The organism is Candidatus Diapherotrites archaeon, from assembly GCA_016205145.1.
In the GTDB taxonomy this organism is placed as follows: Archaea; Iainarchaeota; Iainarchaeia; order Iainarchaeales; family JACQJH01; genus JACQJH01.
In genome coordinates, this window is sequence record JACQJH010000002.1 from 624,598 (window position 1) to 637,306 (window position 12,709).

Sequence of the window (12,709 nt, forward strand, 5' to 3'; positions counted from 1 at the left end):
CGGCAATTGGGGCCATGCCAAGCCGCCTATTTTTTGTATTTCGCACAAAGCCCTTTCCTGAAGGCGGAAAACCTGTTTTCCTTTATCGCAAGCCTCGCCTCTTTCATGAGGCGCTGCGTGAAAAACAGGTTGTGCCAGGAAAGATAGCGCTGGCCGTTTTCCTCATGCGTCCTGAACAGATGGTGCAAAAACGCGGAAGAAAAATTCCGGCAGACAAAGCAGCCGCAGGTTTCGTCCAATGGTTTTTGCAGGAAACGGTTTGTCGCAAGGTCGATGTTTTTCTTGCCTTGAAACGTAAAGACATGGCCGTGCCTTGCCATGCGCGTTGGAAAACAGCTGTCGAAAACATCCGCACCCAACGCGATTGCGTCAAGCAGGTCAGCAGGCGAGCCGAGGCCCATGACATACCTCGGCTTGTCCTCCGGAATGAACGGCATGCAATAGCCGGCAATCCTGTTCATCACGCTTTTCGGTTCGCCGATTGAAAGCCCGCCAATGGCGAGGCCATCAAAATCGAGTTCGTTGAGCGCGAGAACGCTTTTTTTGCGCAGGTCCTTGAATTTTCCGCCCTGGCAGATGCCGAACAAAAGCTGTTTTTTGTTCGAATGCTCTGCCTTGCAGCGCTTCGCCCAATCCGTTGTGCGCTGCACTGCAACCGCAACCTGCTTCTTCGACTTGTCATGGCTGGGCACGTCATCCAAGACCATTGCAACGTCGCTGCCCAAAGAGTTCTGGATTTGAATGCATTTTTCCGGTGAAAGGAATGCGTTGACGCGGTCGAAAGGATTGTGGAAGGAAACGCCTTCATCGGAAATGCCCCGGAAAAACTGCTGGCGCAGGATCTGGAAGCCGCCGGAATCCGTGAAAATGCCGCGCTTCCACCCGATAAAGGAATGCAGGCCGCCCGCATCCGCAATCGCCTTCAGGCCCGGCCTGAGCGAAAGCAGAAAAGAGTTGGATATAATGGTTTTGGTGCCGAGCTGTTCCAACTCTTTCGTGGAAATGAATTTCACCGCGCCCTTTGTTGCGACGGGCATGAAAAGAGGCGTTTCAACTGTTCCATGGCAAAGCTTCAGCCTGCCGGCCCTGGCGGAAGTTTTCCTGTCCGAATGCAAAAGCCTGAACATCAAAAAATTTGGCGGAAAAACGCTTAAAAACCGGAAAGTTATTATTAAAAGCTTCAGCGCGCAAAAGCTTGTTTTGGCTAGGTTGGGGCGCTGGCGGTGCCTTGTTACCGGAAACCCGCTTTATGCCGGAACCGAAAAACGGGGGAAGGGCAGAACCGGAGAAAAAAGGCGCCTTTCAGGCGTTGACGCTCTGTCCCTGCAGGTTTTCAGCAGGAATGAAACCCGCCAGGTCCGGAAGGAAGCAACGGTGGTTTCGGCGGGGAACGCTGCAGGGGAAACGGAGAACAGCAGGGAAGGCGGAAAAACTTTTTTCCGAGGCTTTGTTCGACCCCCGCCACGCCATTTATACATAAGGAATTGGGCGAAAAATCGGAAAGAATAAATATAACAAAAAAAAGATTAGTGTTAAGGGAAAAATTTAATGTTTGAGGAAAAGATTTCCGTCAAGGACATAATTGACGAAATGAGAAGGGAGCTTCGCGCCCAACAGGAAGACGAACTGCCTGCGCCCAAAGGACCCCCTTTAAGGCTTTCGCACCCCGCGAAAAAAGCCGGGCAAAAACTGAAAACCGTGAAAATTGGCAAAAAGGCGAAAAAGCCGAGAAAGATAAAAGCCGGAAAAAGGCCTAAAACCGCGAAAAAGGCTAAGAAAAAGGCAAGCCGGCCGAAAAAACCGGCAAAAAAGAATGCCGTGAAAAAAGGCAAAAAAGCCAAGCCTAAAAAAACCAAAAAAACATCCAAAGGAAAACAAGCCAAAAAGGCAAAGGCCGGGAAAGCCGGCAAAAAAAAGGGAAAAAGATAGCTGTTTCCTTTCCCGCTTGCCGGCTTTTAAACGCGCAGGGTTATTGCTGCACGAATTTTTTTATTTCCCGCTCAACAGAAGAAAGCGCATTCCGCACGCTGGTCAGGGCGCTCCATCCCGAATCCTTTGCTATGAAAAGCTTTCCCGCCGAATTCAGCCTGACCGAAACATCGTACTTGTGCCTTGCACCGGAAGCGCTGAGTTCCTTGAAATGCACGAACAGGATGATTTCATTGTGCAGCAGCATTTCAGCCTTGTCGTAAAGCGCGTCCAGGGAACTGCTGAAGGTTGCGGCGTCAATCTCATCGAAAGCCGGGCAATCGCTGACCTGGATGTTCCTGCCGGGCCCGGATTTCAATGCATCAAATGCCTTCAGCAGGTTCGTGATGGTCACTATGCCGCGGGGCCTGCCGTCAAAAATTATGACGCTTGAAACGTTTGCCCTGGACATTTTCTGGACAATGGCCGGCAACGATTCTTCTGGCGAGGCCGTCACGATTGTTTCAGGCGAAAGCCTGCTTTTCACCAGGACGCCTGAAATGGTCTCGTTCTCCTTGAAAGCCTTCATCGAATACCCCATACTCGACCTTACCCCGCCCTTCTTTTTCGGCGGGTGGATCAGGAAATTCCGCATCAGGTCGGTGAAGGAAACTACTCCGACCAGCACGCCGTTCCTGTCGGCCAAGGGAATCTTGTCTATGCCCTTCTTGCGCATTGCGGAAAACGCCTGCGAAAGCGTCGAGCTGTCAGGCAGCGAAATGAAATCCTTTGTCGCAATGTCCATTGCCTTCATTGCGCGGAGCTCGCCGAAACTGTTTATGCTCCGCAAAACCGAAGAATGGGTGACAACCCCAAGCAGCTTGTTCTTGTCAAAAACCGGGAGAGTGCGCAGGCCGGTTTCAAGCATGAGCTTGGCAATCCTTTCAACCGGGTCCGCGGGTGAAAGCGCGGGCGCCTTTTCAGTGACTGAAGAATTGCTCACCTTGGAAAAGTCCTTGGTGCCGCGGTAAAGGGAGCGCCATGAAACAATGCCCGAAAAATTTTTCCCGTCAAAAACAAGCGCGTTCTTGTTCTTTGTAGAAATGAACTGGTTCATTGTCTTTGAAACCGGGTCGGAAGCGGAAACCCTCAGAAAATCGCCGTCAACAAGATCGGCCGCAGAAACCTTCGCCATAAAATCTCACCTCAAAAACCGCTGACAAGGTCAAGCATTGCCGCCTCGGGAGAGGAAACCTTTATCACGCCGGAAGCGACAAAAATGCCCTTTGCGCCAAGCTCCATTGAAACCCGGACATCCTCGGCTGACTTGACTCCGGCGCCGACAAGCAATGGAATGCCGTGCTTTGAGACCGCCTCGACGCACTCCGCAATCAGGTCCGGCTTCGCAGTCGAAACCGAAACATTCCCGCCGATCAATTCAGGGGGTTCGAACGCAATCAGGTCCGGCTTCGACGCAAGCGATGCGATTGCCCCGGCCCGTTCAACGGTTTCAGCGCACGCCAAAACATTCAGGCCCGAGCCTTTGGCGATTGAAATCGATTCAGCAAGGCATGGCGCGTCGATTTTGCGCTCCGCATGGTTGAGCACGGTGCCGGATGCTCCGGCTTCCTTAACTGCTTCCGCAAGCACCTGGCCGGTATGCGCGCCCGGCCTGATTGCGTCAACGTGCTGGCAGAAAACCGGAATCGAAACGTTCTCGGAGACAAGCCGCAGGTCGGCTGCCTGCGGCACGACGCAGACGCAGTGCTCCGATTGCAACGAAACCCGCTCGGCGGCCTTCGCCAAAGCCAGGGCATTCCTGCCGGTGGACTCGGAATAGGTTTTGAAATTCACGAAAAGGCATGGAACCCCGAGCATAAAAATAATCTGGGGCGAATCTCCTTAAAAAACGCTTGCAAAAAAAGCGAAAAAAATCAGATCCATTTCTGTTTCCGGAAATACATCAGCATTGCCGCCGCAACCACTGCCATCAGGCCCAGCGCCAAGAAATAGCCGTACTGCTGCCCCCAGGCCGAATGGATTTCCGGCATGTACTTGAAGTTCATGCCGTAAATGCCGGCGATCAGTGAAAGTGGAAGGATTATTGTCGCGATAATCGTCAGCACTTTCATTGTCTCGTTCAGCCTGTTGGAAATGGTCGAGGCGTAGCCGTCAAGTATGCCGGTCAGAATGTCCCTGTAATTGTCCATCACGTCCGACACGCGTATGAGATGATCGTAAACGTCGCGGAAATAAATCGAGAGCTTCTGCGGAACGAATTTCTGCTCGCGCAATGCAATCGCCATCAGCACTTCCCTTTCGGGGGTGATTATTTTGCGCAAAGAAAAAATAGAGCGCTTCATTTTGAATACGGCCCTGAGGATTTCCTTTGAAGGGTTGTCGAAAACCTGGTTCTCGAGCCGGTCTATGTCGTCGCCGAAAACGTCAAAGACCGGAAAGTACGAGTCCACCAGAAGGTCCAGGACAAGGTAAAGCATGAATGCCGGGCCGCGCGAAAAAAGCTGCGGGTTTTTTTCCATTGTCTGGATGGCCTCGCCGATTGCCGGAACGCCGTCTTCGCTTGACGTGACTAAAAAATTCTTTCCAAGGAAAAAATCGAGTTCGGATGTCGAGGCGCCGTGCTTCGAATAACTCACGGCGTATGAAACTATGAACAGGTGATCCTCGTATTCGTCGATTTTCGGACGCTGGATCGGATGCAGCGTATCCTCCACTGCAAGCGGGTGCAGCGGAAAAATTTTTGAAAGAAACGCCATGTCGTCCTTGGAAGGCTTTGAAATGTCGACCCAGACAAAAAATCCTTTGGGCGGGTTTTTCATTATTTCCGGGAGCCTGGCTGCAGGACATTCAACCGGCTTTTTCCCGTCAAAATAAAAAACCCTGCCGATCATCGGAGCACCGTTCAAAGTAAAAAGCGGGAAAGAAGTATTTAAGCTTTTCAGGAAACAATATTGTTGTGGCTCACCTTACTTTTGAATCCCTGGAAAAGGCTGTCAGCGAAACGCCCGGCATGAGGTCCGGCAGGATCAGGAAGGCGTGGGAGTTCGCGAACAGGATTCACGCAAACCAGGCCTATGCCGGCAGGGGCTTTACCCAGCACCTGCTTGAGGGCGCGGAAGAGGTTGCAAGCCTGGGCCTTGACGAGGAAACAATAATCGCGGAACTGCTGCACAACGCGATTGATACCGGAAAGGTGCCGGCGAACGAGGTTGAAAGGCACTTCGGCGGCGAAGTGGCGAGGATTGTTTTGGAACTCACAAAAATCCGGGAGATACTGAACAAAAACCCGAACCTCAAGCCAGGATACACAGAATCCATAATCCTTGCCTCGGCAAAGGACATCCGGACAGTCATAATCGCCATTGTGAACAGGCTCACGACCCTGCGCTCGATAAGCCATTTTCCTGCGGAGGACGCGAAACGCATTGCCAGAACCTCGCTTTCCGTTTTCGTGCCCATAGCGCATAAGCTCGGATTGATGGGCATAGCCGCCGAAATGCAGGACCGGAGTTTCCGGGTTCTTGAGCCGGAAAAGTTCGAGGCCGCACGCAGGGTTTCGGGCAACCGGCCGGAACTTGAAAAAAAGCTCGCCGAAGCCGAAGCCGAGGTTTCGGAAAAGCTTGCGGAACAAAAGCTTAATGCGACAATCACCGGCAGGGTGAAAACGCTTTACAGCATTTCGAAAAAGCTTGAAAGGAAAAAAGACAATGAAATGCTCGACCTGCTCGGCATCCGCATAATCTGCAATTCGCCGGAGGAGTGCTATCAGATCCTTGGCACGGTGCACTCGCTTTACCAGTTCCATCCCGAGGAGTTTTCCGATTACATCGCGAAGCCGAAGCAGAACGGCTACCAGAGCATCCACACTTTGATAAACTGGCACGGCACCCCCCTGGAAATCCAGATCCGGGACTGGCGCATGCATTCGGAAGCCGAATCCGGGCTGTCGGCGCACTGGCATTACAAGGAATTCGAAAAGAACAAGTACTTTGACAAGCGGCTTTCATGGGCAAAAGAGCTTGCGGAATGGGGAAAGGGCAGAGGAAAAAGCGAACTTGAAAAAATCGCCGCCCTGACAATCGGCGGCAATGAAATCTTCGTGCTGACGCCGAAAAACGAGGCGATTGTCCTGCCGAAAGGCTCGACCCCTGTTGACTTCGCGTTCGCGGTGCACTCCGACGTGGGATTCAACTGCCACCAGGCAAAAGTCAACGGCAAAATGGTTCCACTGGAAACCGAACTGCAGAACGGCGACCAGGTTGAAATCCTGACGACAAAAAAAAAGCAGGCGAAAAGCCTGTGGCTCGGCTTTGTGAAAAGCCTCAAGGCAATCCAGAAAATCAAGCAGGCGCTCGGCATAAGGTCCGTGGAAAAAAAGCCGGTGAAGGAGAAACGCTTTGTGGAAATCGGAAAGGACAACCGCGTCAGAATGGCGAACTGCTGCAACCCCCTGCCTGGCGACAAAATAATAGGGTACAGGACGACAAAGCGCAAAATAGCAATCCACAAGGCCGACTGCAAAGCCCTTGGAACCCTGTCGTCGTCAAAAAAAGTCGACGTTGACTGGTCGGACAGGCTGCTCAAAAGCTACACAGCGAAAATCTTCATAACCGGCAGGGACAGGGTCGGGGTGATGCGCGACATACTCGAGGTGTTCTCGGCGAACAAGGTCAATGTCGAGGGAATTGACGGCAGGACAAGCCAGAACGGAAGCTTCGAGGCAGCGATAACCGCAAAAATCAAGAGCGCGGAAGAGGTCGAAAAGCTGCTCGGAAAAATCCGCAAAGTCGACTCCATTGCAGGCGCCGAAAGGAGATAGAACACCAAAGGAATATTAACACGAAAAGCAAAATTAGGTGGGGGGGATTGGTTGAACAGAGTCAAAACCGGAGTGAAAGGCCTCGATGAAATAATCGAAGGCGGTTTCCCGGAAGGAAGGACCGTGCTTGTCACTGGCGGGTGCGGAACCGGCAAGACGATAATGGCAATGCAGTTCATTTATTCCGGCGCAAAGGAATTCAATGAAAACGGGGTTTACGTCACCCTTGACGAGCGGCCGGACCTTGTCAGGGAAGACATGCTCAAGTTCGGCTTTGACCTGAAGGCGCTGGAAAGAGACGGAAAAATCCACCTCATTGACGGCAGTGTGGCGAAAATCGGCCTGCCATCTGACGAGGAATATTCACTGCCGGTGACGGGGTTCGACCTGGACAAGCTGCTTCTGGAAATAATGCGGTCAATCAAAAAAAACAACGCAAAACGCATTGTCATTGATTCGATCCCGGCGCTGGGCCTCAACTTTGAAAACGAGCAGGAAGTCCGGAAGGCAATCATAAAGCTCGGGTACATTCTGCAGCGCGCCGGCGCGACAGTCATAATAATATCGGAAATAGAGGATGAGCAGAAGCTGAGCAAGTACGGCGTCGAGGAGTTTGTCGCGGACGGCGTGATAGTGCTGCATTACCTTGGCGTGGGAAGCCACAGCAACCGCACGCTGCACATAAGAAAAATGCGCTCCACAAAGCACTCCGAAGAAGTGCACCCGCTCAAAATAACCGAAACGGGGATAAAAATCGGAAAAATAGGCGCCGACTACTCCAAAGTTTAATCAACCTGATTCAAAAAAGCCGCGCGCAAAACATTCATGGCTGTTGCCACATTTTCTTACAGTTCCTTAAACCGCTTCGCGCACTTTTCCCTGCCCAGGCCGAGGACAAGCGAGCCGATTTTCGGCCCTTTTGGCCTTCCGATGAGGGCAAGGTAAGCAAACTCAAAAGCCTCTTTCGGGCTCTGGCCGCCGGACTTGGCCAAATCGAAAAAAGATTTCTGCAAATCCTCGGCGGATTTCCCTGAAACTATTTCAGACGCAAATTCCCTGAACACGGGCAAAAGGCCTGCCGGCATTTTTTTGCGGAGCTCCGGCGCAAGCGTTTCGGCGAACGCGATTTTTTCCTCGGCAGGAACGTGCAGTTCAACCCATCTGCGGCAATGCGCAATCCTCTCCGAAATCTGCCTCAGGCCTTCCGCGGAATTGCCCGGAACGTGCCCGAGCTCACGGAGCTTTTCAAGCACGCTTTCATCATCCGGCAGGACCTGCACAAGATATGAGACAAGCGCGAAATCCGCGGGCAGGGGCAAAACCTTCCTGCTTTTCACGGATGAAAACAAAAAAAGCTTTTTCAGCTGGGCGCCGTCCTTTTCATCCGCGGAAACACCAGAGTAAAATGCCTCGGCCGCCCTGTCAAGCTCAAGCTCAAGGTTCGGCACGTCAAGCCAGGAAAAGCTGCGCGTCTTCTCAAGGCGCTTCAAATACAGGAACTTGAGGGTTTCAGGCCTTGCCACCTCAAGCCACTGGTGTGGAAAAACCACATTGCCGAGCGAAGCGGACATTTTCTGGCCGTCAATCAGCAAGTGCTCATAAAAGACCGGCACAGGCATGGGATAGTGCAAAACCCTTTCACAGATTTCGGCGTTCACAAAAAAAGCCGAGTTAGGCGCATTGTATTCCTTGCCCGCGCCCTCCGCCACCACATTCCAGCGTTTCCACTGCGAAGCCCACTCGCTTTTCCACGCAAGCTTGCCGTTCGCCTTGTTCAAATCCGAAACGCCCACATGGCCGCAGCCTTTCGCGGTGAACTTCTCAAACGCGTAATCCTTGCATTCGTACCTGACTTTTGTTCCTTCAACGCCAAGGACATTCGTTGTCTGCATGTTCCCGCACCTGTCGCAGATCGGCTTCCATGGAATCCAGCCGGCATCAGATTTGTTGTCCTTGAACTTGTCCACTATGCCACGCACTTCCGCTGCGTGCCCTACAAGCTCCAGGATGTGCTCGGTGAAATTGCCTTTCCTGTACTCGTCGCGCATCGAAAAGACTTCCGGCGGGAATTCCAGGAACTCCTCAAAAGTCCTGAGGAAAATTTCCTTGAAATGCCCGGCATAGCTTTCATGGCAGCCGAAAGGATCAGGCGCGTCGGAAACGGAAAAGCCTATGAACTCCTTGAATGACTGCGGAACCCCCTCCGGAATTCCCCTCAGCGGGTCCATGTCCTCGGTGACATAGATGAATTTCGCGCGCGATTCATGCTCCGCAAGGGCGCGGAAGGCCGCTTCGCCGCGGATGATGTCACTCAGCCTGCCGATATGCAGGACGCCCGAAAGAGAAGAGGAGCTTTTCACGCTCGGCGATTTTATTTCCGGAATTTCATCCGGCAAAAAATGGAATTTTTTCCTTTCCAAAACCTGGCGCGCAATCTTGTCGGCCCAGAACAGAGAATCCGAAGGCATAACAACAACATTCCAGAAAAAAAATAAAAATGCGCCAGTGAAACGCAAAAACAAACATCAGATTTAAAAACAGAAGAACTCTTATAAATAACGCTGAAAAGCAATCACCAACAAAGAGGTGTAAAATAAAATGGCAGCTAAAAAAAAGAAAGCTAAAAAGAAGTAAATGATTGAAGAAATCATTTAGTTTTATTTTCTATTTCTATTTTTCTTTTTTTGTGCAGGCAAAATTTCTGCCAGACTTCCGCATGCGCGGCATTCCGCAACGCGCGTCGCGGCATGCGATACCGGCCAGACGGATAGAAGATTGAAGCGGCTTTTGGCTTTGCCCCGACCTACGGCGGGCTGAAGCCCGCCGGGTCGTAAAACCAAAATGCAACCGAAAATTGCGACGGCGCCTAAATAGGACCCGGTACCTGCACGGGCACGCAACGGCCGGAAAAAGTGGGAAGGGCGGGAATTGAACCCGCGACACCACGGTCTTCAGCCGTGTGCTCTACCAGACTGAGCTACCTTCCCTTGCAAACCAATATTCTGCGAAACCCTTAATATGAATGGTGCCCGTTGATTGCCTGCCCGTAGTCCACAATAGTGAACGCCTTTTCTGGTGCACGCGCTCGAATGCCGCGCAACCGCGCGCAGCGCTATGCGAGCAAAGCGAGCATGGTGCATCGGACCCGGCGGACGAAACCGCCGAGACGAGCCCGGAGGGATTCGAACCCTCGACACGCGGCTTAAAAGGCCGCTGCTCTACCAGGCTGAGCTACGGGCCCAAAAAGGGCCAACTTGGGTAAAAACCGCAAGCAGGACTTTAACAGATTTGCCTCTGAAAAGGAATTTAAATCATTTCCCCGCTGTCTGCGGGGCTATTTCCTTGAGGCCATTCATGTGGGGCTGAAGCGCTTTCGGCACCTTGAGCGTTCCATCTACTGTCTGATAATGCTCCAGAATCAGGCGCAGCATCCTTGACGTCGCAACCTCAGTATTGTTGAGCGTATGCACCAGCCCCTTGCTGTTATCCTTTTTTCTGAACCGGATGTTAAGCCTTGCCGCCTGGTATGAAGTGCAGTTCGAGCAGGACATGAGCTCGATGAACTTGTCTTCTCTCGGGGAATAGCCTTCGACATCGAATTTTTTTGCTGCGACCGTCCCGATGTCTCCGGTGCAGACGCCGACAACCCGATAGGGAATGTCAAGCTGCTGCAGCAGCCATTCCGAATTCGCAAGCAGTTGTTCGTGGAATTTGCCGGAGTCCTCGGGCCTGCAGAAAATGAACTGCTCGATTTTGCTGAACTGGTGAACCCGGAACAATCCCCGTTCATCCAGGCCATGCTTTCCGACCTCGCGCCGGAAGCAGGCGGAAAGGCCGCAGTATTTCAATGGAAGCTCTTCTTCCTTCAGGATTTCGTCCATGTGCATTGCGGCCATCGGATGCTCGGAAGTCGCAATGAGGTAGAGGTCCTCGCCTTCAATCTTGTACATCACGTTTTCAAAGTCCGCCAGGTCGGTTACGCCTTCATACGGCCTGCGGCGCAGGAGGAAAGGCGGCTCTATGAGCATGAATCCTTTTTTCACAAGATCCTCGATTGCAAGGCGCTGCAGGGCGAGGTCCATCAAGGCAAGCTGGCCTTTGAGAATGAAGAAGCCGGTGCCGGAAATCTTTACTGCGCGTTCAAAGTCAGCGAGGCCGAGGCCTTCCGCGAATTCGCCGTGGTGCCTGAGCGGAAAAGAAGGCTTTTTTTGCACGCCGTGCTTTTTCACCACGGGGTTTTCGGATGAATCCTTTCCTGTCGGAACGGAATCGTCAAGTATGTTGGGCAGGCGCATCAGGTAATAATCGATTTTTTCGCGCAACTCCGAGAGACCCGCTTCAGATTCCTTTATTTTCTGGGGCAAGGCCTTTGCCTCGGCAAGCTTCTTTTCAATGGACTTTCCTTTGGCTTTGAGGGATTTTATTTCCTCGGTTATGCTGTTGCGCGCACTCCTCAATTCGTCGGCCGAGCCTTTCAGCGAACGCCATTCCAAGTCAAGCTTCAGCAGTTCCTCGAACCAGGCCAGTTTCTCCTTGTCATTGCGCTTTTTCATGCTGCGCCTGACGGAGTCGGGGTCGGAGCGGATGATTTCAATGTCAATCATAACAATCTGGAAACAGACGTGTTCGAAAAAGGTTAAATAGATAATTGCCCGGAAAAAGGTTAATGGAAGCAGTTGTTTTGAGATACGGGCACAGGCTATTCAGGGACCAGAGGGTTACAAGCCACTGCTGTCTTGTGGCAAGGGCGTTCGGGGCAAGCGAAATAGTTGTCGAGGGAATCCAGGACCCGGAACTGGAAAAGAATTTCTATGATGTCGCGCAAAGATGGGGCGGAACGACAAAACTGTCATTCACTAAAAGCTGGAAGAAGACCGCACAGGAATTCAGGAAAAAAGGCTTTTACATAACGCATCTGACGATGTACGGAAAGCCCGTGCAGGAAGACATCCAAAAAATCCGGGAAAAGGAAAAACATTTGGTCATAATCGGCTCGCAGAAGGTGGAACCGGCAGTGTACGAATTCGCCGACAAGAACACCGCCATAACCAGCCAGCCGCACAGCGAGATTGCCGCACTCGCGGTTTTCCTGGACCGGCTGTTTGACGGAAAAGAGCTGGACAAAAAATTCGAGAATGCGGAAATAGAAGTCGTGCCGCAGGAAAAGGGAAAAAAAACAGTGAAAAAAGTTCAAAAACGCGTTTAGCTTAAAATCCTATACCTGATAAAAATAGTAAAGCATGCCCGCCGAGACCATCACGCGCTTTGACCTGGCAAAAAACTTTCTGGGCACCATCGGCGGCGAACACGCCCTCAGGCTCGTGGGCGAGTGCGAAAAAACCGGAAGGCTCACGACCGACGAGGAACTGGCCAAGGCTTTGGGGTTGAAGGTAACTGAAATCAGGACGATCCTGAACCAGCTGCATTACCGCGGCATTGCGTGCTACCAAAAGACAAAAAACCCGAAAACCGGATGGTATTCGTATACGTGGGAGATAAAATCCGAGAGAATCGCGGAGCTCCTGATCGAAAAGTACTCGGAAGAAAAAGGCCGACTGGAAAAAAAGGCGAGTCTGCAGACGAACTACGACATTTTCAAGTGCAAAAAGGAGTGTTCGGTTCTGCCGTTCGAGGTCGCCGCGGAATACCAGTTCAGGTGCCCGAACTGCAACGAACAGCTCGGGCCAACGGACGGCAGAAAAGAGCTCGAAAAGACGCAGACAGAAATACAAAACATTGAAAAGGAGATTGAACTAATAAAAAAATTCAGGCAGTTGGAGAAAAAGAAGCCGGGAAAAAGAACAAAAAACACAAAATCTTGGACACGGGCAGCCAAAGAATCCTGACGGGCAAAAAAACCCAAAAAACAGGAAAAAAGGCACTAAAACCAATTAAATAAAAAATACAGGAAAAATAAGTGAGTAAAATAGAAAAAAACTCTAAATAAAGCAAATTAAGAAA

The 12,709-nt window shown here is 51.6% G+C and carries 11 protein-coding genes, 2 tRNA genes and 1 other RNA gene; 6 read left to right on the top strand and 8 right to left on the bottom strand.

Going from position 1 to position 12,709, the window contains the following annotated elements:
- Positions 1–26: 26 nt before the first annotated feature.
- Positions 27–1,127, bottom strand: coding sequence for a tRNA guanosine(34) transglycosylase Tgt (gene tgt / locus HY394_06635; GenBank protein ID MBI4053681.1), 1,101 nt, complete (start codon positions 1,125–1,127; stop codon positions 27–29).
- A 70-nt stretch (positions 1,128–1,197) separates the two neighbouring features.
- On the opposite strand from tgt, the gene ffs reads away from it, so the two are divergent.
- Both ffs and HY394_06645 read left to right on the top strand, forming a co-directional pair.
- Positions 1,198–1,473: signal recognition particle sRNA (gene ffs / locus HY394_06640), an RNA gene on the top strand.
- A gap of 75 nt (positions 1,474–1,548) precedes the next feature.
- Positions 1,549–1,929, top strand: coding sequence for a hypothetical protein (locus HY394_06645; GenBank protein MBI4053682.1), 381 nt, complete (start codon positions 1,549–1,551; stop codon positions 1,927–1,929).
- Between the two features lie 40 nt (positions 1,930–1,969).
- Here HY394_06645 and HY394_06650 read toward each other — a convergent pair whose 3' ends face one another.
- From HY394_06650 to corA, 3 genes are read right to left on the bottom strand one after another with little or no spacing between them, the layout of a single operon-like run.
- Positions 1,970–3,103: a CBS domain-containing protein gene (locus tag HY394_06650; GenBank protein ID MBI4053683.1), complete on the bottom strand. Its 1,134-nt coding sequence runs from the start codon at positions 3,101–3,103 to the stop codon at positions 1,970–1,972.
- An 11-nt stretch (positions 3,104–3,114) separates the two neighbouring features.
- Complete coding sequence (tpiA, locus tag HY394_06655) at positions 3,115–3,786, bottom strand: triose-phosphate isomerase (protein ID MBI4053684.1); 672 nt, start codon at positions 3,784–3,786, stop codon at positions 3,115–3,117.
- 56 nt (positions 3,787–3,842) lie between these two features.
- On the bottom strand, positions 3,843–4,820 hold the full coding sequence (gene corA / locus HY394_06660; protein MBI4053685.1) for a magnesium/cobalt transporter CorA: 978 nt from the start codon (positions 4,818–4,820) through the stop codon (positions 3,843–3,845).
- 65 nt (positions 4,821–4,885) lie between these two features.
- Between corA and HY394_06665 the strand changes: the two genes are divergently transcribed.
- Both HY394_06665 and HY394_06670 read left to right on the top strand, forming a co-directional pair.
- Positions 4,886–6,748, top strand: a complete 1,863-nt coding sequence (locus HY394_06665; GenBank protein MBI4053686.1) for a bifunctional (p)ppGpp synthetase/guanosine-3',5'-bis(diphosphate) 3'-pyrophosphohydrolase — start codon at positions 4,886–4,888, stop codon at positions 6,746–6,748.
- 51 nt (positions 6,749–6,799) lie between these two features.
- The gene (locus HY394_06670; GenBank protein MBI4053687.1) at positions 6,800–7,537 is read left to right on the top strand and encodes an AAA family ATPase; all 738 of its coding nucleotides are present in this window, start codon (positions 6,800–6,802) and stop codon (positions 7,535–7,537) included.
- A gap of 56 nt (positions 7,538–7,593) precedes the next feature.
- Here HY394_06670 and lysS read toward each other — a convergent pair whose 3' ends face one another.
- The 4 genes from lysS to serS all read right to left on the bottom strand — a co-directional run bounded on the left by lysS (position 7,594) and on the right by serS (position 11,352).
- Complete coding sequence (gene lysS, locus HY394_06675) at positions 7,594–9,216, bottom strand: lysine--tRNA ligase (GenBank protein ID MBI4053688.1); 1,623 nt, start codon at positions 9,214–9,216, stop codon at positions 7,594–7,596.
- 445 nt (positions 9,217–9,661) lie between these two features.
- Positions 9,662–9,735, bottom strand: a tRNA-Phe gene (locus tag HY394_06680).
- A gap of 180 nt (positions 9,736–9,915) precedes the next feature.
- Positions 9,916–9,989: transfer RNA gene (locus HY394_06685), tRNA-Lys, on the bottom strand.
- Positions 9,990–10,059: 70 nt separating this feature from the next.
- The gene (gene serS, locus HY394_06690) at positions 10,060–11,352 is read right to left on the bottom strand and encodes a serine--tRNA ligase (protein ID MBI4053689.1); all 1,293 of its coding nucleotides are present in this window, start codon (positions 11,350–11,352) and stop codon (positions 10,060–10,062) included.
- A gap of 62 nt (positions 11,353–11,414) precedes the next feature.
- Between serS and HY394_06695 the strand changes: the two genes are divergently transcribed.
- Positions 11,415–11,954, top strand: a complete 540-nt coding sequence (locus HY394_06695) for a tRNA (cytidine(56)-2'-O)-methyltransferase (protein ID MBI4053690.1) — start codon at positions 11,415–11,417, stop codon at positions 11,952–11,954.
- A gap of 34 nt (positions 11,955–11,988) precedes the next feature.
- The gene (locus HY394_06700) at positions 11,989–12,594 is read left to right on the top strand and encodes a hypothetical protein (GenBank protein ID MBI4053691.1); all 606 of its coding nucleotides are present in this window, start codon (positions 11,989–11,991) and stop codon (positions 12,592–12,594) included.
- The last annotated feature ends 115 nt before the right edge of the window (positions 12,595–12,709 follow it).